Annotated in this window: 19 protein-coding genes; 8 read left to right on the top strand and 11 right to left on the bottom strand. The window is 60.8% G+C overall.

Annotation, left to right across the window (positions count from 1 at the left end; translation table 11 throughout):
• Positions 1 to 70: 70 nt before the first annotated feature.
• The 5 genes from rng to mreB form a co-directional block, all read right to left on the bottom strand.
• A complete protein-coding gene (gene rng / locus POF45_RS20520; protein WP_123516354.1) occupies positions 71 to 1,528 on the bottom strand; it encodes a ribonuclease G in 1,458 nt (485 codons plus the stop codon).
• A gap of 58 nt (positions 1,529 to 1,586) precedes the next feature.
• A complete protein-coding gene (locus POF45_RS20515; RefSeq protein ID WP_259499370.1) occupies positions 1,587 to 2,183 on the bottom strand; it encodes a Maf family protein in 597 nt (198 codons plus the stop codon).
• A 43-nt stretch (positions 2,184 to 2,226) separates the two neighbouring features.
• Positions 2,227 to 2,718, bottom strand: coding sequence for a rod shape-determining protein MreD (mreD, locus tag POF45_RS20510; RefSeq protein ID WP_259499368.1), 492 nt, complete (start codon positions 2,716 to 2,718; stop codon positions 2,227 to 2,229).
• The gene (mreC, locus tag POF45_RS20505) at positions 2,718 to 3,851 is read right to left on the bottom strand and encodes a rod shape-determining protein MreC (RefSeq protein ID WP_282317449.1); all 1,134 of its coding nucleotides are present in this window, start codon (positions 3,849 to 3,851) and stop codon (positions 2,718 to 2,720) included. Before mreC ends, mreD begins: the two co-directional genes overlap by 1 nt.
• A 140-nt stretch (positions 3,852 to 3,991) precedes the next feature.
• Positions 3,992 to 5,029 (bottom strand): rod shape-determining protein MreB, encoded by a 1,038-nt coding sequence (mreB, locus tag POF45_RS20500; protein ID WP_002555108.1) that lies wholly within the window; start codon positions 5,027 to 5,029, stop codon positions 3,992 to 3,994.
• 211 nt (positions 5,030 to 5,240) lie between these two features.
• On the opposite strand from mreB, the gene gatC reads away from it, so the two are divergent.
• From gatC to POF45_RS20470, 6 genes are all read left to right on the top strand, one after another.
• Positions 5,241 to 5,528 (top strand): Asp-tRNA(Asn)/Glu-tRNA(Gln) amidotransferase subunit GatC, encoded by a 288-nt coding sequence (gene gatC, locus POF45_RS20495; protein ID WP_007901429.1) that lies wholly within the window; start codon positions 5,241 to 5,243, stop codon positions 5,526 to 5,528.
• A gap of 16 nt (positions 5,529 to 5,544) precedes the next feature.
• Positions 5,545 to 6,996, top strand: a complete 1,452-nt coding sequence (gene gatA / locus POF45_RS20490; protein WP_259499366.1) for an Asp-tRNA(Asn)/Glu-tRNA(Gln) amidotransferase subunit GatA — start codon at positions 5,545 to 5,547, stop codon at positions 6,994 to 6,996.
• Between the two features lie 10 nt (positions 6,997 to 7,006).
• Positions 7,007 to 8,452: an Asp-tRNA(Asn)/Glu-tRNA(Gln) amidotransferase subunit GatB gene (gene gatB, locus POF45_RS20485; protein WP_259499364.1), complete on the top strand. Its 1,446-nt coding sequence runs from the start codon at positions 7,007 to 7,009 to the stop codon at positions 8,450 to 8,452.
• A 149-nt stretch (positions 8,453 to 8,601) separates the two neighbouring features.
• Positions 8,602 to 8,976 carry a septal ring lytic transglycosylase RlpA family protein gene (locus POF45_RS20480; protein ID WP_259499361.1) on the top strand — a complete coding sequence of 125 codons (375 nt, stop codon included), beginning with the start codon at positions 8,602 to 8,604 and terminating at the stop codon, positions 8,974 to 8,976.
• 50 nt (positions 8,977 to 9,026) lie between these two features.
• Complete coding sequence (locus tag POF45_RS20475) at positions 9,027 to 10,088, top strand: calcium/sodium antiporter (protein ID WP_282316582.1); 1,062 nt, start codon at positions 9,027 to 9,029, stop codon at positions 10,086 to 10,088.
• Positions 10,085 to 10,465, top strand: coding sequence for a carboxymuconolactone decarboxylase family protein (locus tag POF45_RS20470; RefSeq protein ID WP_259499357.1), 381 nt, complete (start codon positions 10,085 to 10,087; stop codon positions 10,463 to 10,465). The genes POF45_RS20475 and POF45_RS20470 overlap by 4 nt, the downstream gene beginning before the upstream one ends.
• 138 nt (positions 10,466 to 10,603) lie before the next feature.
• Here the strand turns inward: POF45_RS20470 and POF45_RS20465 are convergent, their stop codons facing one another.
• From POF45_RS20465 to kdgD, 5 genes are all read right to left on the bottom strand, one after another.
• A complete protein-coding gene (locus tag POF45_RS20465) occupies positions 10,604 to 11,545 on the bottom strand; it encodes an AEC family transporter (RefSeq protein WP_282316581.1) in 942 nt (313 codons plus the stop codon).
• Between the two features lie 187 nt (positions 11,546 to 11,732).
• Positions 11,733 to 13,286, bottom strand: coding sequence for a galactarate dehydratase (garD, locus tag POF45_RS20460; RefSeq protein WP_282316580.1), 1,554 nt, complete (start codon positions 13,284 to 13,286; stop codon positions 11,733 to 11,735).
• A gap of 11 nt (positions 13,287 to 13,297) precedes the next feature.
• Positions 13,298 to 14,665 carry an MFS transporter gene (locus tag POF45_RS20455; protein ID WP_259499350.1) on the bottom strand — a complete coding sequence of 456 codons (1,368 nt, stop codon included), beginning with the start codon at positions 14,663 to 14,665 and terminating at the stop codon, positions 13,298 to 13,300.
• A gap of 83 nt (positions 14,666 to 14,748) precedes the next feature.
• Entirely contained in the window at positions 14,749 to 16,194 is a 1,446-nt protein-coding gene (locus POF45_RS20450; RefSeq protein WP_282316579.1) for an aldehyde dehydrogenase family protein, read from the bottom strand.
• A gap of 61 nt (positions 16,195 to 16,255) precedes the next feature.
• Positions 16,256 to 17,167, bottom strand: a complete 912-nt coding sequence (gene kdgD, locus POF45_RS20445) for a 5-dehydro-4-deoxyglucarate dehydratase (RefSeq protein WP_259499346.1) — start codon at positions 17,165 to 17,167, stop codon at positions 16,256 to 16,258.
• A gap of 235 nt (positions 17,168 to 17,402) precedes the next feature.
• On the opposite strand from kdgD, the gene POF45_RS20440 reads away from it, so the two are divergent.
• Both POF45_RS20440 and POF45_RS20435 read left to right on the top strand, forming a co-directional pair.
• Positions 17,403 to 18,710, top strand: a complete 1,308-nt coding sequence (locus POF45_RS20440; protein WP_282316578.1) for a phospholipase — start codon at positions 17,403 to 17,405, stop codon at positions 18,708 to 18,710.
• A gap of 14 nt (positions 18,711 to 18,724) precedes the next feature.
• Positions 18,725 to 18,916, top strand: a complete 192-nt coding sequence (locus POF45_RS20435; RefSeq protein ID WP_259499343.1) for a hypothetical protein — start codon at positions 18,725 to 18,727, stop codon at positions 18,914 to 18,916.
• Positions 18,917 to 19,165: 249 nt separating this feature from the next.
• Here the strand turns inward: POF45_RS20435 and POF45_RS20430 are convergent, their stop codons facing one another.
• Positions 19,166 to 19,915 carry a FadR/GntR family transcriptional regulator gene (locus POF45_RS20430; RefSeq protein WP_259499342.1) on the bottom strand — a complete coding sequence of 250 codons (750 nt, stop codon included), beginning with the start codon at positions 19,913 to 19,915 and terminating at the stop codon, positions 19,166 to 19,168.
• Between the last annotated feature and the right edge of the window lie 29 nt (positions 19,916 to 19,944).

The following is a 19,944-nucleotide window of genomic DNA, read 5'->3' as shown; positions in this document are numbered from 1 at the left end:
TTGGCTCCCATGGCAAAAATACTGCAAAAAGCTGAGGCCAGCCGATTAAGTAAAAATGAAACGCGCCGTTTCAGAGCAGCACCACGTCATATTGTTCCTGGGAATACATGGTTTCTACCTGGAAGCGAATGGTGCGCCCGATAAAACCTTCCAGCTCGGCGACGTTGCCCGACTCTTCATCGAGCAAACGGTCGACCACTTTCTGGTTCGCCAGCACGCGATAACCTTCAGCCTGATAGGCCCGGGCTTCGCGAAGAATCTCACGGAAAATCTCGTAACACACGGTTTCCGGAGTCTTGAGCTTGCCGCGGCCCTGGCAACTGCTGCACGGCTCACACAACACTTGCTCAAGACTTTCACGGGTACGCTTGCGGGTCATCTGCACCAGGCCCAATTCGGTGATACCGATGATGTTGGTCTTGGCGTGATCGCGCTCCAGTTGTTTTTCCAGGGTGCGCAGCACCTGGCGCTGGTGCTCTTCGTCTTCCATGTCGATGAAGTCGATGATGATGATCCCGCCCAGGTTGCGCAGGCGCAGCTGACGGGCGATGGCGGTAGCGGCTTCGAGGTTGGTCTTGAAAATGGTTTCTTCAAGGTTGCGATGGCCAACGAACGCCCCGGTGTTGACGTCGATGGTGCTCATGGCTTCCGCCGGATCGACTACCAGATACCCGCCTGACTTGAGCGGGACCTTGCGTTCAAGGGCTTTCTGGATTTCATCTTCGACGCCATACAGGTCGAAAATCGGCCGCTCGCCGGGATAATGCTCAAGGCGATCAGCGATCTCCGGCATCAGTTCGGCAACGAACTGCGTGGTTTTCTGAAATGTTTCCCGGGAGTCAATGCGGATCTTCTCGATCTTCGGGCTCACCAGATCACGCAGAGTCCGCAGCGCCAGACCAAGGTCTTCGTAAATCACGCTGGGGGCGCCGATGGTTTTGATCTGGGCGTTGATCTGGTCCCACAGCCGGCGCAGGTAGCGGATGTCCATGAGGATCTCATCGGCCCCGGCACCTTCAGCGGCAGTGCGCAGAATGAAACCGCCGGCTTCCTTGATACCTTCCTTGGCCACGCAATCGGTGACCACTTGCTTGAGGCGTTCGCGCTCGGCTTCGTCTTCGATTTTCAGGGAAATGCCGACGTGCGCGGTGCGTGGCATGTACACCAGATAACGCGACGGGATCGACAGCTGCGTGGTCAGGCGGGCTCCCTTGGAACCGATCGGGTCCTTGGTGACCTGCACCACTAGGCTCTGGCCTTCGTGGACCAGGGAGCTGATGCTCTCCACGGCCGGGCCTTCGCGCAGGGAGATTTCCGACGCATGAATGAACGCTGCACGGTCCAGGCCGATGTCGACGAAGGCCGCCTGCATGCCCGGCAATACGCGTACGACCTTGCCTTTATAGATGTTGCCGACGATCCCGCGCTTTTGCGTGCGCTCGACATGGACCTCTTGCAGCACACCGTTTTCGACCACTGCCACGCGCGATTCCATCGGCGTGATGTTGATCAGAATCTCTTCACTCATGGCAGGGTCTCGTTCAGGCATGTTCACGATAATGGCCGCATCAGGTTCAGTACGACGCTCAGCGCGCGTTAAGGGTTTGCCAACAGGGTATGCCGAAACGGCCGATCAGTTCTGCGGTTTCGCACAGCGGCAATCCAACCACCGCCGAGTAACTGCCATCGAGGCCGGCGACAAACACCGCGCCCAGGCCTTGAATGCCGTAACCACCCGCCTTGTCACGGGGCTCGCCGCTGGCCCAATAGGCCGCCGCTTGCTGCGCGCTGATCTGGCGAAAACGCACCAGGCTGCGCACCACCTGTGACTCGCACCGCTCACCGTCGAGTACTGCGATGGCCGTCAGCACTTCATGTTCGCGACCGGACAACATCATCAGCATGGCGCATGCGTCGACTTCATCAACCGGCTTGCCAAGAATTTTTCCGTCCAGCACCACGGCGGTGTCGGCACCCAGCACGCAGAAGCCGCCCTCTGCGGTGATCGCGCAGCGGCCAGCATCAGCCTTGCCGCGCGCCAGACGCTCGACATAGGCCGACGGGGATTCGTCGTTCAAAGGGGTTTCATCGATGTCCGCGCTGACGGCGTAAAACGGCACGCCGATCTGCGTGAGCAATTCCCGCCGACGGGGCGAGCCTGAGGCAAGGTAAAGCGACTTCATCAGACATCTCCCTTGTCGTGGTACGGGCAAATGCCTGACCGAGTTAATTGATTTTGTAGCGCCGACGCAAACCACGCAAACCGAAGCTGATCCACGGCCAGAGCAGCGCGCTCACCAGTGCCGGCAGCACCAGCGCCAGCGTTGGCTGACGATTGCCCGTCAACGCGCTGAGCCACAGTTGGACCAGCTGGGCCAGGCCGAAGATCACCAACAGCACCAGGCACTGCTGCCACATCGGGAACATGCGCAGACGTTGCTGCAGCGACAGCACCAGAAAAGTGATGAGGGTCAGGATCAACGCGTTCTGGCCAAGCAATGTGCCATAGAGCACGTCTTCAGCCAGCCCCAGGCAAAACGCGGTCACCATGCCGACTGTCTGCGGCAAGGCCAGGACCCAGAATGCCAGTAACAGGGCGAGCCACAACGGACGCAGGATTTCCATGAATTGCGGCAGCGGAGAAACGCTGAGCAGCATGCCGATGACGAATGTCAGCCAGACTATCCAGCCGTTTCGGGATGCGGTTGCACCGGCCATTATTCTCGTCCCCCAGTGGTAGCCGGTGCAGAGACAGGCGGTTTGGCAGCAGGTTTGACGGCAGCCGGTTGGGCCGCGGGTGGTTTGGCGGCAGCCGGTTGCGAGGCCGTGGGCTTGGCGGCAGGTTTGGCAGGATGAGTGGCTGCAGGCTTGGCCGGTGTCGCGGCAACCGGCGCTGCGGCAGGTGCCACTGGAGCGGGTGCGGTGGCGGCAGCCGGTTTCGGCACGGTTGCCGGGATGATCGGCCCGCCGCCCTGCTGGTCCTGGGTTTCCTGGGCCTGAGCGGCGTCGTTGGCGCGCTCTTCGGCTGTGCGATTGTCGCTGAACACCAGCAGCAGGTAGCGGCTGCGATTAAGGGCGGCGGTCGGCACGGCACGCACGATGGCGAACGGCTGGCCGGAATCGTGGATCACTTCCTTGACCGTCGCTACTGGATAACCCGCCGGGAAGCGCTGGCCGAGGCCGGAGCTGACCAGCAGATCGCCTTCCTTGATGTCGGCGGTGTCAGCCACATGCCGCAGTTCCAGACGCTCCGGGTTACCGGTGCCGCTGGCAATCGCCCGCAGACCGTTGCGGTTCACCTGCACCGGAATGCTGTGGGTGGTGTCGGTCAGCAGCAACACGCGGGAGGTATAAGGCATCAACTCGACCACCTGGCCCATCAGGCCGCGGGCATCGAGCACCGGCTGACCGAGGACCACACCGTCGCGCTCACCCTTGTTGATGATGATGCGATGGGTAAACGGGTTCGGGTCCATGCCGATCAACTCGGCCACTTCGACCTTCTCGTTGACCAGCGCAGAGGAATTGAGCAACTCGCGCAGCCGAACGTTCTGCTCGGTGAGGGCGGCAAGCTTTTGCATGCGGCCCTGCAACAGCAGGTTTTCGGTCTTGAGTTTTTCGTTTTCGGCGACAAGCTCGGTCCGGCTGCCGAATTGGCTGGCCACACCTTGCCATAGCCGCTGCGGCAGGTCGGTGATCCAGTAAGACTGCATCAGCACCAGCGACATCTGGCTACGCACTGGCTTGAGCAGTGTGAAGCGGGCATCGACCACCATCAGCGCGACCGATAGCACGACCAGCACCAACAGGCGCACGCCCAATGAGGGGCCTTTGGCGAAAAGCGGTTTAATAAGCCGCTCCTCCCAGGCATATGTTCTCTTTAATCATACGGCAGACCGGCCTGGATGCAGACTGACAGAAGATAAACGCCAACAGGCAGCACTGCAAAGTGCTGCCTGCGCGCTCAACAGCATAGATGCAACCCGGCGATTTATTCGCTGGAGAGCAGGTCCATGGTGTGTTTGTCCATCATTTCCAATGCACGGCCACCGCCGCGAGCAACGCAGGTCAGCGGGTCTTCGGCAACGATCACCGGCAGACCGGTTTCCTGGGCCAGCAACTTGTCGAGGTCACGCAGCAAGGCGCCACCACCGGTCAGTACCAGACCACGCTCGGCGATATCGGAAGCCAGTTCCGGAGGCGATTGCTCCAGCGCGCTCTTAACAGCCTGAACGATGGTAGCCAGGGACTCTTGCAGAGCTTCCAGTACTTCGTTGGAGTTCAGGGTGAATGCGCGTGGAACGCCTTCGGCCAGGTTGCGACCGCGAACATCGACTTCGCGAACTTCGCCGCCCGGGTAGGCCGTACCGATTTCCTGCTTGATGCGCTCGGCGGTGGATTCGCCGATCAGGCTGCCGTAGTTGCGACGCACGTAGGTGATGATCGCTTCGTCGAAGCGGTCGCCGCCAACCCGTACGGATTCGGCGTAAACCACACCGTTCAGGGAAATCAGCGCGATTTCGGTCGTACCACCACCGATATCGACAACCATCGAGCCGCGAGCTTCTTCTACCGGCAGGCCGGCACCGATCGCAGCCGCCATTGGCTCTTCGATCAGGAACACTTCACGGGCACCGGCACCAAGGGCCGATTCACGGATGGCGCGACGCTCCACCTGGGTGGATTTGCAGGGAACGCAGATCAGCACACGAGGGCTAGGCTGCAGAAAGCTGTTTTCGTGAACCTTGTTGATAAAGTACTGCAGCATCTTTTCGCAGACGCTGAAGTCGGCAATGACGCCGTCCTTCATCGGACGAATGGCGGCAATGTTGCCCGGCGTACGGCCGAGCATGCGCTTGGCCTCGGTGCCGACAGCAACGACACTTTTCTGGTTACCGTGTGTCCGAATAGCCACAACCGATGGCTCATTCAGGACGATACCGCGCTCGCGCACGTAAATAAGGGTGTTGGCAGTGCCCAGGTCAATGGAAAGATCGCTGGAAAACATGCCACGCAGTTTCTTGAACATGGGAAAGGGACCCTAGGCAACGCGTGGGTAAAAAAGTGCGGCAAACTCTAACAACGACAGGGATTTTGGGCAAGGCGCCAATATGTTAAATTGGCCGCTTTTCTGTGCACCAACCCCCACAATCGCGGCCTTATGACCGTAGAAATGCGGTAGTGTTCCGACAATCTAACACACGGACGCCGTCCGTTCTGTTTTCCACTGGAGAATCGCAATGGCGCTTGAACGCTCCGACGTGGAAAAAATCGCACATTTGGCCTGCCTTGGCCTCAATGATGCCGATCTTCCACACATCACTTCGGCCCTGAACAGCATTCTCGGGCTGGTCGACGAAATGCAGGCGGTCAATACCGACGGTATCGAACCGTTGGCCCACCCGCTGGAAGCCAGCCAGCGCCTGCGCGCAGACGTCGTGACCGAGACCAATCATCGCGAGGCCTATCAGTCCATCGCACCAGCGGTCGAAAACGGCCTGTACCTGGTTCCGAAAGTCATCGACTAAAGGGAAAGAGCCTGCAATGCATCAATTGACTCTGGCCGAGATCGCCCGCGGACTCGCCGATAAAAAGTTTTCTTCCGAAGAGCTGACCAAGACCCTGCTGGCGCGTATCGCCCAGCTCGATCCGCAGCTCAACAGTTTCATCAGCCTCACCGAAGACCTGGCGCTCCAGCAGGCGAAAGCCGCTGACGCACGCCGCGCCAACGGTGAGAGCGGCGCCCTGCTCGGCGCGCCGATTGCCCACAAAGACCTGTTCTGCACCCAGGGCATTCGCACCAGTTGCGGCTCGAAGATGCTCGACAACTTCAAGGCACCGTACGACGCCACCGTCGTCGCCAAGCTGGCCGCTGCCGGCGCCGTGACGCTGGGCAAGACCAACATGGACGAATTCGCCATGGGTTCGGCCAACGAGTCGAGCTATTACGGCGCGGTGAAAAACCCGTGGAACCTGGAACACGTGCCGGGCGGTTCGTCCGGTGGCTCGGCGGCGGCTGTTGCCGCTCGTCTGTTGCCTGCCGCGACCGCCACCGATACCGGCGGTTCGATTCGCCAGCCGGCGGCGTTCACCAACCTCACCGGCCTGAAACCGACGTACGGTCGTGTTTCGCGCTGGGGCATGATCGCCTACGCCTCCAGCCTCGATCAGGGCGGCCCGCTGGCTCGCACTGCCGAAGACTGCGCGATTCTGTTGCAAGGCATGGCCGGTTTCGACGCCAATGACTCCACCAGCATCGACGAGCCCGTGCCGGATTACAGCGCCAGCCTCAACAGCTCGCTGCAAGGCCTGCGCATCGGCGTGCCTAAAGAGTATTTCAGCGCCGGTCTCGACCCGCGCATTGCCGAGCTGATCCACAACAGCATCAAGGCGCTGGAAAAGCTCGGTGCCGTGATCAAGGAAATCAGCCTGCCGAACATGCAGCACGCGATTCCTGCGTACTACGTGATCGCCCCGGCAGAGGCGTCTTCCAACCTGTCGCGTTTCGACGGCGTGCGTTTCGGCCATCGCTGCGAAGACCCGAAGAACCTCGAAGACCTGTACAAGCGTTCCCGTGGCGAAGGTTTCGGCCCGGAAGTACAACGCCGGATCATGGTCGGTGCCTACGCGCTGTCCGCCGGTTACTACGACGCCTACTACCTGAAGGCGCAGAAAATCCGCCGTCTGGTGAAAAACGACTTCATGGCCGCCTTCAATGAGGTCGACATCATCCTCGGCCCAACCACGCCGAACCCGGCCTGGAAGCTCGGCGCCAAGAACAGCGACCCGGTCGCTGCCTATCTGGAAGACGTCTACACCATCACCGCCAACCTCGCGGGTCTGCCGGGCTTGTCCATGCCGGCCGGTTTTGTCGACGGTCTGCCGGTCGGCGTGCAATTGCTCGCCCCGTATTTCCAGGAAGGTCGCCTGTTGAACGTTGCCCACCAGTATCAGTTGAACACTGACTGGCACACCCGCACCCCAACCGGCTTCTGAGGAGAAACACATGCAATGGGAAGTCGTGATCGGGCTGGAGATTCATACCCAGCTCACCACCCGGTCGAAAATATTTTCCGGTAGTTCCACTACCTTCGGTTCCGAACCGAACACCCAGGCCAGCCTGGTTGACCTGGGCATGCCCGGCGTATTGCCGGTGCTGAACCAGGAAGCGGTACGCATGGCGGTGATGTTCGGTCTGGCGATTGACGCCGAGATCGGCCAGCACAACGTGTTCGCCCGCAAAAACTATTTCTACCCGGACCTGCCCAAGGGCTACCAGATCAGCCAGATGGAATTGCCGATCGTCGGCAAGGGCCACCTGGACATCGCCCTGGAAGACGGCACGATCAAACGTGTCGGCGTCACCCGCGCGCACCTGGAAGAAGACGCCGGTAAAAGCCTGCACGAAGAATTCAACGGTGCCACCGGCATCGACCTGAACCGTGCCGGCACGCCGCTGCTGGAAATCGTTTCCGAGCCGGACATGCGCAGCGCCAAGGAGGCCGTGGCCTACGTCAAGACCATCCACGCGCTGGTACGTTACCTGGGCATCTGCGACGGCAACATGGCCGAAGGCTCGCTGCGTTGCGACTGCAACGTGTCGATCCGTCCGAAAGGCCAGGTTGAATACGGCACGCGCTGCGAGATCAAGAACGTCAACTCGTTCCGTTTCATCGAGAAGGCGATCAACAGCGAAATCCAGCGTCAGATCGAGCTGATCGAAGACGGCGGCAAGGTGATCCAGCAGACCCGTCTGTACGATCCGAACAAGGACGAAACCCGTCCGATGCGCAGCAAGGAGGAAGCCAACGACTACCGTTACTTCCCCGATCCGGACCTGCTGCCGGTGGTTATCGAGGACTCGTTCCTCCATGAAGTACGCGCCACCCTGCCGGAACTGCCACCGCAAAAACGCGAGCGCTTCCAGGAGCAGTTCGGCCTGTCGGTGTATGACGCCAGCGTGTTGTCCACCAGCCGCGAACAAGCCGATTACTTCGAAAAAGTCGTGAGCATCGGCGGCGACGCCAAGCTGGCGGCCAACTGGGTAATGGTTGAACTGGGCAGCCTGTTGAACAAACAGGGCCTGGACATCGACCAGTCGCCGGTTTCGGCCGAACAACTGGGCGGCATGCTGCTGCGCATCAAGGACAACACCATCTCCGGCAAAATCGCCAAGGTGGTGTTCGAAGCCATGGCCAACGGCGAAGGCAGCGCGGACGAGATCATCGACAAGCGCGGCCTGAAGCAAGTGACCGACAGCGGCGCGATCTCGGCGGTGCTGGACGAAATGCTCGCGGCCAACGCCGAGCAGGTCGAGCAATACCGCGCGGCAGACGAAGCCAAACGCGGCAAGATGTTCGGCTTCTTCGTTGGCCAGGCCATGAAAGCCTCCAAAGGCAAGGCCAACCCGCAACAGGTCAACGAACTGCTGAAAAGCAAGCTCGAAGGCTGACAGGAATGGAGCCAGATTCAAAGCCTGGCTCAATCCCCTGCGGGAGCGGGCTTGCTCGCGAAAGCAGTGCCACATTCAATATTGATTTTGAATGTGACGCCGCTTTCGCGAGCAAGCCCGCTCCCACATTTGTTTTGGGAAACCCTTGAATGAAGCGTCTACTCGGCGCCTGCGCCCTGCTCTCGCTGTTGGCCGGCTGTGCCAGCACGGGCATCATCGACCCGCACGGCTACAACCAGACCGGTGTCGCCTCTTATTACGGTTCCCGGCATCATGGCAAACGCACCGCCAGCGGTGAGCCGTTCAACCTCAACGCCATGACCGCTGCGCATCGCCAGTTGCCGTTCGGCACCCTGGTCAAGGTCACCAATTTGAACAACGACAGATCCTGCGTGCTGCGCATCAACGACCGCGGTCCGCATACTCGTGGGCGCCTGATCGACGTGTCGCGCGCAGCCGCCGAACGCCTGGGCATGCTCGGCAGCGGCACTGCGCAAGTGCGTGTGCAAGCCCTCGACAACTGACCGACGGAGCCCCGACCATTTACGGATTAGACGACATCCCCCTGCTGAGCGTGCTTGAACTGCTCAGCGGCCTGTTTTTACTGATCGTCGGCGCCGAGCTGATGGTGCGTGCCGCCGTGCGTCTCGCAGCACGCTGGCATGTACGTCCACTGATCATCGGTCTGACCATCGTCGCCCTCGGCAGCAGCGCCCCGCAAATGGCGGTCAGCCTGCAAGCCACCCTGGCGCAGAACGCCGATATTGCCGTGAGCAGCGTGATCGGCAGCAGTATTTTCAACATCCTCGTCACCCTCGGCCTGTCGGCGCTGATCATCCCGCTGCGCGTCTCGCGGCAACTGGTGCGCCTGGACATTCCGCTGATGATCGGCGCCAGCCTGCTGGTGTTCGTGCTGGCCTGGAACGAAAGACTGACACGCCTCGACGGGGTGATTCTGCTGTCTGCCCTGGCGCTGTATCTGGGGTTGTTGCTGCGCCAGTCACGGCACTCGACCCGCCCTCAGTCGCACCCCGAAGAAGCCCCGAAAGGCCCATGGCTCAGCAGCCTGCTGATGATCATCGGCGGGCTGGCGATGCTGGTGTATGCAGGTCACTTGCTGCTGGGCGCGGCGGTGTCGGTGGCCACCGACCTCGGTTTGTCGGAACGGATCATCGGCCTGACCATCGTCGCGATCAGCACCTCGTTACCGGAACTCGCCACTTCGTTGATCGCCGCCTTGCGCGGGCAGCGGGACATTGCGGTGGGCAACGTGATCGGCAGCAACCTGTTCAACCTCCTGGGAGTGCTGGGGTTTACCGCGCTGGTGGCGCCGTCGCCGCTGTCGGTCTCGCCCAATGCGCTGGATTTCGACCTGCCGGTGATGCTCGGTGTTGCGGTACTGTGCCTGCCGCTGTTCTATACCGGCTACCGCATCACCCGCGCCGAAGGCCTGCTGTGCCTGGGCTTGTACCTGGCCTACGGGCTGCACGTGGTGTCGTTCACCACCGGCATGCCGCTGGCCGGCAAGCTTGAACACCTGATGCTGTTTTTCGTCCTGCCGGCGCTGGTGGCGTTTTTGCTGTTCACCTCCGTGCTCGCCTGGCGCCGCCAACACCACAAGAGGGATGTGCCATGACCGATAACAAAAAACCCGGCGTTGACGTGCGCCGCCAGGTGATGGGCGACGCGTTCGTCGACCGCGCATTGGGCAATGCCACCGAGTTCACTCAACCATTGCAGGATTTCGTCAACGAACACGCCTGGGGCAGTGTCTGGAATCGCGAGGGATTACCGCTGAAAACTCGCAGCCTGATCACCCTCGCCGCCCTGACCGCGTTGAAGTGCCCGCAGGAGTTGAAGGGGCATGTGCGGGGGGCGCTGAACAATGGCTGCACCGTTGAGGAGATTCGCGAGGCGCTGCTGCATTGCGCGGTGTATGCCGGGGTGCCGGCGGCGATTGATGCGTTTCGGGCGGCGCAGGAAGTGATTGATAGCTATCAGAAGCCTGAGTGATTATCCAAAAATTGTGGTGAAAGGTCTGCCACCATCGCGAGCAAGCTCGCTCCCACAGGGGTTATGTGATCGACACAAAACCACTGTGGGAGCGAACCTGCTCGCGAAGAGGCCCTGAAGAACACCGCAAATCCCAGCCTAGATCCACCCACCCCACTGCAACACAAAAATCCCGACATTGGTGGTCACCGCCGCCATCAGCGTGGTAATCACGATAATCGCCGCCGCCAGTTCATGATTGCCATTGGCCTGACGCGCCATGACGAAACTGGCCGCCGCCGTCGGGCTGCCGAAGTACAGGAACAGAATCCCCAGCTCCGCCCCGCGAAAGCCCCACAGCCACGCGCCGAGGGTTGCCAGCACCGGCAGGCCGATCATCTTCACCAGGCTGGAACTGAGCGCCATGTTGCCGCTCTTGCGCAACGCCGCCAGCGACAGGGTGCCGCCAATGCAGATCAGTGCCAGCGGCAAGGTGGTTTGCGCCAGGTACTGACCGGACGTCTCCAGCCACGCCGGCAAGCCAATCTTGAACCAGGCAAACGGTGCCGCCGCGATCACGCTGACGATCAGCGGGTTGGCCATCACGCTTTTGCAGATGCTCCATGGATCGGACTTGATCACCGGGCTGTACACCGCCAGCACGATGGTCGAAAGCGTGTTGTAGAACAGGATGACCAGCGCCGCGAGAATCGCCCCGAGGGAAATCCCGTAATCGCCGTACATGCTGGCCGCCAGCGCCAGACCGATAACGCCGTTGTTGCCGCGAAAAGCACCCTGGGTATAAACCCCCCGGTCTTCACGGGGGCACTTCCAGATCGCCCAGCCCCAGGCGATGGCGAAACTGGCCAGGGTCGCGACCGCAAAGTAGATCAGCAGCGCCGGTTGCAGAGCAGCGTGCAGGTCGGCATGCAGGATGCCCAGAAACAGCAACGCCGGCATGGTGACGTTGAACACCAGTGCCGACGCGGTGTGGATGAAGTTGTCATTGATCCACTCGATGCGCTTGAGCAGCACCCCCAAAAACAGCATGGCAAACACCGGCGCGGTGATGTTCAGGGTGTCGAGGAAAATTGCCAGCATGCCGGGGAGAACCTTGGATGGGTGTCGTAAGTGGGCTAATGATAAGCCACCGAGGACTTCGGCGTCTGTCAGGCCGCTATCGCGAGCAAGCTCGCTCCCACAATGATCTTCGGTGTTCACGCCATTTGTGCGACAACGAAGGTCCCCCTGTGGGAGCGAGCTTGCCCGCGATGCAGGCGACGCGGTATCAGGTGATCGGCGCAGGGTTGAACAGGGTGATGTCGTTATGCAGCTTGTGCTGCTCCGCCCACGTCTGTTTCTTGCCGCTGGCCACGTCCAGATAGAAGTGGAACAACTCCCAGCCCAGATCCTCGATCGACGCTCGCCCGGTGGCGATCCGCCCGGCATCGATGTCAATCAGATCCGGCCAGCGCTGCGCCAGCTCGGTGCGGGTGGACACCTTGACCACCGGCGCCATCGCCAGTCCATACGGTGTACCGCGCCCGGTGGTAAACACATGCAGGTTCATCCCCGCCGCCAGTTGCAGCGTCCCGCAGACAAAATCACTGGCCGGGGTCGCGCAGAAGATCAGCCCTTTTCGCTTGAGGCGCTCGCCAGGGCCAAGCACGCCGTTGATCGCGCTGCTGCCGGACTTGACGATCGAGCCCAGCGACTTCTCGACGATGTTCGACAACCCGCCCTTCTTGTTTCCCGGCGTGGTATTGGCGCTGCGATCCGCTTCGCCCTTGGCGAGGTAGCGGTCGTACCAGTCCATTTCCCGCACCAGCTCTTCGGCAATTTCTTTGCTTTGAGCCCTTGAGGTCAGCAGGTAAATCGCGTCGCGCACTTCAGTGACTTCGGAGAACATCACCGTCGCGCCAGCTCGCAGCAGCAGGTCCGAGGCATAACCCAAGGCCGGGTTGGCGGTGATACCGGAAAATGCGTCGCTGCCACCGCACTGCATGCCGAGAATCAGCTCGGACGCCGGCACGGTTTCCCGGCGACGCTGATCGAGTTTCTTCAAACGGACTTCGGCCAGCGCCATGATCTGCTCGATCATCTCGGTAAAACCGTGACTCGAATCCTGCAAGCGATACAGCCACGGCTCGCTCAGATCCACCGAGCTGTCGTTGTCATGCATCACCTGCCCGGCCTGCAACTTCTCGCAGCCCAGACTGATCACCAGCGCTTCGCCGCCCAGGTTCGGGTTGCGCGCCAGGTTGCGCACGGTGCGGATCGGGATGTAGGCATCGGTGGCGGTGATCGCCACGCCGCAGCCGTAACTGTGAGTGATCGCCACCACATCATCGACGTTCGGGTACTTGGGCAGCAACTCGTCCTTGATGCGCTTGACCGCGTGATCGAGCACGCCAGTGACGCACTGCACAGTCGTGGTGATGCCGAGAATATTGCGCGTGCCGACCGTGCCGTCGGCGTTGCGATAGCCCTCGAAGGTAAAGCCCTCCAGCGGTGCCTGCGCCGCCGGCACGTCGGTGGACAGCGGCAGGCTGTCCAGCGGTGGTGCGGTGGGCATGCGCAGTTGATCTTCCTTGACCCAGCTGCCGCGCGGGATTGGCTGCAAGGCGTAGCCGATGGTCTGGCCGTAACGAATCACCTGGCCGCCCTCGGGAATGTCTTGCAGGGTGACTTTGTGGCTCTGCGGCACAAAGTCCACCGTCACCAGGCCGTCGGGAAACTCGGTGCCGGCCGGCACGCCCTGGTCGTTGACCACGATCACCACATTGTCCCGCTCGTGCAGGCGGATATAGCGCGGCGAGTCGGAATGTTCAATCAACTGCATGACGCCGCTCCTCAGGAATGTGCTTGAGATAATTTATGGGTCACTTGCGGGCCGCTGACCGGTGGTTCTTTGAGCACCACGCGTTTGATCGGGCCGACGATCACCAGATAACTGAACACCGCCACCAGCGCATTGCAACCGACAAACACCAGCGCCCATTTGAACGAGCCAGTGGAGCTGATGATGTAGCCGATGACGATAGGCGTGGTGATCGAGGCGATGTTGCCGAACATGTTGAACAAGCCGCCACTCAAGCCGGCGATCTGTTTCGGCGAGGTGTCGGACACCACCGCCCAGCCCAGCGCGCCCACGCCTTTGCCGAAGAACGCCAGGGCCATGAAGCCGACGACCATCCATTCGATGTCCACGTAGTTACAGGCAACGATGGTGGTCGAGAGCAGCAGGCCGCCAATGATCGGTGCCTTGCGGGCGAAGGTCAGCGAGTGGCCCTTGCGCAGCAGGTAGTCGGAAATGATCCCGCCGAGCACGCCGCCGATAAAGCCGCAGATCGCCGGCAACGAGGCAATGAAACCGGCCTTGAGGATGGTCATGCCGCGCTCCTGCACCAGGTACACCGGGAACCAGGTCAGGAAGAAATAGGTGATGCCGTTGATGCAGTACTGGCCCAGGTACACGCCCAGCATCATGCGGTTGGTCAGCAGTTGGCGGATGTAATCCCACTTCGGACCGTCGACCTTGCTGCCCTTGCCTTTGTCCTGATCCATGTCGACCAGGCCGCCGTTGTCGGCGATGTGCTTGAACTCGGCCTCGTTGATCATCGGGTGCTGGCGCGGGCTGTGGATAACTTTCAGCCAGATCAGCGAGAACACCACGCCGATGCCGCCCATGACCACGAACACATGCTGCCAGCCGAAGGTGTAGACGATCCAGCCCATCAGCGGTGCGAACAGCACGGTGGCGAAATATTGCGCCGAGTTGAAGATCGCCGAGGCGGTGCCGCGCTCGGCCGTGGGAAACCAGGCCGCCACGATGCGCGCGTTGCCGGGGAACGATGGCGCTTCGGCCAGCCCCACCAGAAAGCGCAACATGAACAACGCAACGATGGCCGTGGACATGCCGAACTCACCAACATAACCCTGCAGCACGGTGAACAGCGACCAAGTGAAGATGCTCAGTGCATAGACTTTTTTCGAGCCGAACCGGTCCAGCAGCCAGCCACCGGGAATTTGCCCGGCCACGTAGGCCCAGCCGAATGCAGAGAAGATAAAACCGAGGGTGACCGCGTCGATGCCGAGGTCTTTTTGCAGGCTGGAGCCCGCGATGGCGATGGTCGCACGGTCGGCGTAGTTGATCGTGGTCACCAGAAACAGCATGAGCAGGATCAAATAGCGGACGTGAGTCGGCTTGGTCGCGTGCATGTAGATGTACTCCCACTGATTATTTTTATGCGCGGGTGAATCTGTGGCTTTTGTGGGAGCTCGCTCCCACAGGGGTATTGCGTTTACGAGCCGATGTAGCTGGTTTTCACCACGGTGTAGAACTCTTGCGCGTAGCGACCTTGCTCGCGGGAACCATAGGATGAACCTTTACGCCCGCCGAATGGAACGTGGTAATCCACGCCCGCCGTCGGCAGGTTGACCATCACCATCCCGGCCTGGGAATGGCGCTTGAAGTGGTTGGCGTATTTCAGCGAGGTCGTGGCGATGCCCGCCGACAGACCGAATTCGGTGTCGTTGGCCATCGCCAGCGCTGCCTCGTAATCCGCCACGCGAACCACGTTGGCCACCGGGCCGAAGATCTCTTCGCGACTGATGCGCATCGACGCTTCACTGTCGGCAAACAGCGTTGGCGCGAGGAAATAGCCTTCGGTATCGCACGTCACCAGGCCGCCGCCGCTGACCAGACGCGCACCTTCGGACTGGCCGATGTCGATGTACTTCAAGTCCTGCTCAAGCTGCGCTTGCGACACTACCGGACCGATGTCGGTGCCGGCTTTCAGCGCGTGGCCGACCTTGATCGACTTCATGCGCTCGGCCACGGCTTCAACGAACCGGTCATGAATCCCGGCAGTGACGATGAAGCGGCTCGAGGCGGTGCAACGCTGGCCGGTGGAGTAGAACGCGCTCTGGACCGACAGCTCGACCGCTTGCTTGAGGTCGGCGTCGTCGAGAATGATCTGCGGGTTCTTGCCGCCCATTTCCAACTGCACTTTGGCTTGGCGCGACACGCAGCTGACGGCGATCTGACGACCCACGCCCACCGAACCGGTGAAGCTGATGCCATCGACTTTCGGGCTCTGTACCAGCGCATCGCCCACCACACGACCGCTGCCCATCACCAGGTTGAACACGCCCGCAGGGAAGCCGGCGCGGGAGATGATTTCAGCCAGGGCCCAGGCGCAACCCGGCACCAGATCGGCCGGCTTCAACACCACGCAGTTGCCGTAGGCCAGGGCCGGGGCGATTTTCCACGCAGGGATGGCAATCGGGAAGTTCCACGGGGTGATCAGGCCGACCACACCCAGCGCTTCGCGAGTGACTTCGACGTTGACGCCCGGACGCACCGACGGCAAGTAGTCGCCGGACAGACGCAGGCATTCACCGGCGAAGAATTTGAAGATGTTGCCGGCGCGAGTCACTTCGCCGATGGCTTCGGGCAGGGTCTTGCCCTCTTCCCGGGCGAGCAGGGTGCCGAGCTCTTCGCGACGGGCGAGGATCTCACTGCCGACTTTATCCAGCGAATCGTGGCGCGCCTGAATGCCGGAAGTGGACCACGCCGCGAATGCAGCGCGGGCAGCGTCGATGGCGGCGTGCACCTGCGCCAGGTCTGCCTTGGCGTAGTCGCCAATGTTGTCGCTCAGCTCCGACGGGTTGATGTTGCTGCAGTAATCACTGCCCGCAACCCATTGACCGTTGATGTAGTTATCAAAACGCTTTGCATCTGCCACGGGATGTTCTCCTCACGCAAAAAGCCGCTGATTGCTCAGCGGCCCTGGTTAATCGGATGGGTTACTGCGCACCTTGCTTGTCGATCAGCGCGGCGAGCATTTCGTACTCTTCGCCGGTCAGGTCGGTCAGCGGCGAGCGCACCGGGCCTGCGTCATAGCCGACAATTTTTGCCCCGGCCTTGACGATGCTCACCGCGTAGCCGGATTTACGGTTGCGGATGTCCAGGTACGGCAGGAAGAAGTCGTCGATGATCTTGCCAACGGTGGCGTGATCGTCGCGGGCAATGGCGTGGTAGAAATCCATCGCGGTTTTCGGCAGGAAGTTGAACACCGCCGAGGAGTAGACCGGTACGCCCAGGGCCTTGTAGGCAGCGGCATAGACTTCAGCGGTCGGCAAACCGCCCAGGTAGCTGAAGCGATCACCGAGGCGGCGACGGATCGACACCATCAATTCGATATCACCCAGGCCATCCTTGTAACCGATCAGGTTCGGGCAGCGCTCGGCCAGACGTTCCAGCAGCGGCGCGGTCAGGCGGCAGACGTTGCGGTTGTAGACCACCACACCGATTTTCACCGATTTGCACACGGCTTCAACGTGGGCGGCGACACCGTCCTGGCTGGCTTCGGTCAGGTAGTGCGGCAGCAGCAACAAGCCTTTGGCGCCCAGACGCTCGGCTTCCTGTGCGTACTCGATGGCTTGACGGGTAGAACCGCCAACGCCGGCCAGAATCGGCACGCTGGTTTCGCAGGTGTCGACGGCAGTCTTGATGATTTCCGAATATTCGCTGGCCGCCAGAGAAAAGAACTCACCGGTGCCGCCCGCGGCGAACAATGCCGAGGCGCCGTAGGGGGCCAGCCATTCGAGACGCTTGATGTAGCCCGCGCGATGGAAATCGCCCTGAGCATTGAAATCGGTGACCGGGAACGACAGCAGGCCGGCGGAGAGGATGGACTTCAGTTCTTGTGGATTCATTATTCGAACACCCTGGGTAGCAACGTTTGTGTGAGGAAGCTGTTCAGCCTTGGCCGAAGTTGTAAGTCATCGTACAACTTAAAATACAACCGTCAACTGCATTTCATCGCCCGTTCAAAAATTCGTGTAGGCATCTGCTTACCTTGACGTAGGAAAGTTCTGAGCTAGGCTCGGAACAGATGTATATACATACAGTTATTTTTTCCTGTGCTACAGACATATCAAGGAGCCAGAAATGTCAGGTCTACCCTCACATCCTCAAGCCACACCCACTGCGGACGGCAAGACAATTGCCGAATTCGATCACTTGTTCAGCGAACACGGCATTGCTGTTTCCGGCGACGGCAGCCACCTGGTGCTGCTCACCGCCGACCTGCACGGCAAGTCGCGACAACCGGCTGTCGCCAGCAAAAAAGGCCTGAAAGAAAAACCTCGGGCGCGGTTCGAGGGCGGTGAACACACCGCGATTGGCGACGACATCTTCCTGAGTTTTAACGCCGGCCACGATCAACAGGCCAAAGATGTGCAGTTGCGCCTGCCCAACGAACTGGCGCTGACGTATGGTCAGGTGCTGGCGTTAGGCGGCGACTTTTATGGCATCCCGGACCGGCCAATCAGTGAAGGCAGCACGCTGGCAGACCGGCTGCAGCGCTTCATCGCCGCCTACGAATCCCTGGCCGTGCTGCCGGCCTCGCGCGCCGAAGCGACGAAAATCCTCGCCGTGATGAAAAAGGAAATCGACGCGGTCAACCAGGCGATCGCGGACGGCAAGGAGCCGCACGAAGCCTATGACGCCCTCGGAGATACGTTGTCCGAGGAGTGGAATCGCATCACCGGCGGCGGCAGCTTTGTCTCGGCGATGTTCCCGTTCGGCCGTTACCTGAAACTGGCCGCCAACAATGCCGATCACTTTGCCCAATACGCGCAACTGGCGTACATCGCCGGGCACAGCGTCGCGCTACAACACGCCGTAAACGCCAAGGCCAGCCAGGACAAGAAGCTGTTGGAACAGGCGTATGCAATGAACGCCTTCGCTGATCACTTTTTGACCGACCTGTTCTCGTCCGGCCATTTGCGCGTACCACGCAAGGAGCTCGCAGCGGTGGTTACCCCCAGCGACCTGGGCTCGCTGATCACCCGCTTCATGCACGACGAAGACAGCAAGTTCGGCCTCAAGGTGCGCAACGGCAACGGCGATCAATGGCGTGCTTATGGCGACAAGCGCTACTTCGACAGTGGCGACAGCGTCAACCGCGTCCATGTAAAGCAGGCGGTGCAGGATTCGGCCGATGAGATTTTTACGGCCTACCTGAGCGGCACACTGCCCTCGCCCACCACTTACGCGGCGCTGAAACGGCTGCCGGATCTGCAAGCAGTGCTGAACCTAGCGAACAACTTTTCGCCGCTGTTCCGGGTCGAGGGCAGCAAGGTATTGCGGCGCAAGGACGTGAACAACCTCAACGACACCGCGACCGTGGATGACTGGTGGGGCTGGAGCACGTACTTGCTGCTCAAGGACTACAACCCCAAAGGCAACGTTTGATAAGGAGATCGATCATGACAATCAAAGTGACACTGGAACTGGCTTCGGGCCAATCCCTGAAAGGCGCACCGCTGGAACTGCTGGCCGATGGCAAGCCGATTGCCCGGGCGGTGGTGGGTGATGGCGGTCAGGTGACGTTTGATGCCAAGCCTGGGGCCGCGAAACTGGCGGTGCGGGTGGATCGGGGGATTTTGAAGGGGATCTGAAAGTTATGCACTGAAGCTGCCGGCCTCATCGCGAGCAAGCTCGCTCCCACAGTGTCATGTGTCGAACACGAAAATGTGGGATCGGGGGATTTTGAAGGGGATCTGAAAGTTATGCACTGAAGCTGCCGGCCTCACCGCGAGCAAGCTCGCTCCCACAGTGTCATGTGTCGAACACGAAAATGTGGTCACACATGGCACCCTGTGGGAGCGAGCTTGCCCGCGATGGCGTCGTGTCAGGCGACTAAAATCTCAACCGCGTTGCGCTTCAGCCTCTTCATGCGCATGGCGCAACCGTTCACGGCTATTGGTCAGGTGCAAGCGCATCGCCGCCCGCGCGGCATCCGAATCCTGGCGGGCAATCGCATCGTAGATTTCCTCATGCTCACGGCTCAGGCGACTCATGTAGTGCTGCTGGTCGTCATGGGCCAGGCGCGCCGAATTCAACCGCGTACGCGGAATGATGCTGGTGCCCAGGTGGGTCATGATGTCGGTGAAGTAGCGGTTGCCGGTAGACAGGGCAATTTGCAGGTGGAACTGGAAGTCCGAGGCCACGGCATCGCTGGCGTGGGAAGCGCTTTCGTTCAGTGCATCCAGCGCTGCACGCATCAACGCCAACTGTTCGGCGCTGCGCCGTTGCGCGGCCAGGCCAGCGGATTCAACTTCCAGGCTGATGCGCAGTTCCAGGATCGCCAGCACGTCACGCAAGGTGACCACGGTCGCCGGGTCGATGCGAAAGCCACTTGGGCTCGGTGTGTCGAGCACGAAGGTGCCGATGCCATGACGCGTTTCCACCTGCCCTGCCGCCTGCAAACGGGAAATCGCCTCACGCACCACAGTGCGGCTGACGCCGTGCGCTTCCATGATCGCCGACTCGGTGGGCAACTTGTCGCCGCGCTTGAGCTGACCGTCGCGGATCTGCTCGGACAGCACCGTCACCAGTTCCTGCGCGAGGCTGCGGCGCTTGCGAGGGAGGCGTGGTGCGTCAATCGGGTTTTCCATGGTGAACGTCTTTCTCGAAAATTCGGCTG

This window comes from Pseudomonas fungipugnans, from assembly GCF_029955235.1.
Lineage (GTDB): Bacteria > Pseudomonadota > Gammaproteobacteria > Pseudomonadales > Pseudomonadaceae > Aquipseudomonas > Aquipseudomonas fungipugnans.
This window is presented reverse-complemented; position numbering and strand designations above follow the sequence as displayed.

Coding starts and splice junctions, on each gene's coding strand:
- rng (WP_123516354.1), bottom strand. CDS start 1,528: ATGAGTGAAGAGATTCTGATCAACATCACGCCGATGGAATCGCGCGTG.
- gatC (WP_007901429.1), top strand. CDS start 5,241: ATGGCGCTTGAACGCTCCGACGTGGAAAAAATCGCACATTTGGCCTGC.
- POF45_RS20435 (WP_259499343.1), top strand. CDS start 18,725: ATGACAATCAAAGTGACACTGGAACTGGCTTCGGGCCAATCCCTGAAA.
- POF45_RS20470 (WP_259499357.1), top strand. CDS start 10,085: ATGACCGATAACAAAAAACCCGGCGTTGACGTGCGCCGCCAGGTGATG.
- mreB (WP_002555108.1), bottom strand. CDS start 5,029: ATGTTCAAGAAACTGCGTGGCATGTTTTCCAGCGATCTTTCCATTGAC.
- POF45_RS20465 (WP_282316581.1), bottom strand. CDS start 11,545: ATGCTGGCAATTTTCCTCGACACCCTGAACATCACCGCGCCGGTGTTT.
- POF45_RS20430 (WP_259499342.1), bottom strand. CDS start 19,915: ATGGAAAACCCGATTGACGCACCACGCCTCCCTCGCAAGCGCCGCAGC.
- garD (WP_282316580.1), bottom strand. CDS start 13,286: ATGCAGTTGATTGAACATTCCGACTCGCCGCGCTATATCCGCCTGCAC.
- POF45_RS20515 (WP_259499370.1), bottom strand. CDS start 2,183: ATGAAGTCGCTTTACCTTGCCTCAGGCTCGCCCCGTCGGCGGGAATTG.
- kdgD (WP_259499346.1), bottom strand. CDS start 17,167: ATGAATCCACAAGAACTGAAGTCCATCCTCTCCGCCGGCCTGCTGTCG.
- POF45_RS20455 (WP_259499350.1), bottom strand. CDS start 14,665: ATGCACGCGACCAAGCCGACTCACGTCCGCTATTTGATCCTGCTCATG.
- mreD (WP_259499368.1), bottom strand. CDS start 2,718: ATGGCCGGTGCAACCGCATCCCGAAACGGCTGGATAGTCTGGCTGACA.
- gatB (WP_259499364.1), top strand. CDS start 7,007: ATGCAATGGGAAGTCGTGATCGGGCTGGAGATTCATACCCAGCTCACC.
- POF45_RS20440 (WP_282316578.1), top strand. CDS start 17,403: ATGTCAGGTCTACCCTCACATCCTCAAGCCACACCCACTGCGGACGGC.
- POF45_RS20480 (WP_259499361.1), top strand. CDS start 8,602: ATGAAGCGTCTACTCGGCGCCTGCGCCCTGCTCTCGCTGTTGGCCGGC.
- gatA (WP_259499366.1), top strand. CDS start 5,545: ATGCATCAATTGACTCTGGCCGAGATCGCCCGCGGACTCGCCGATAAA.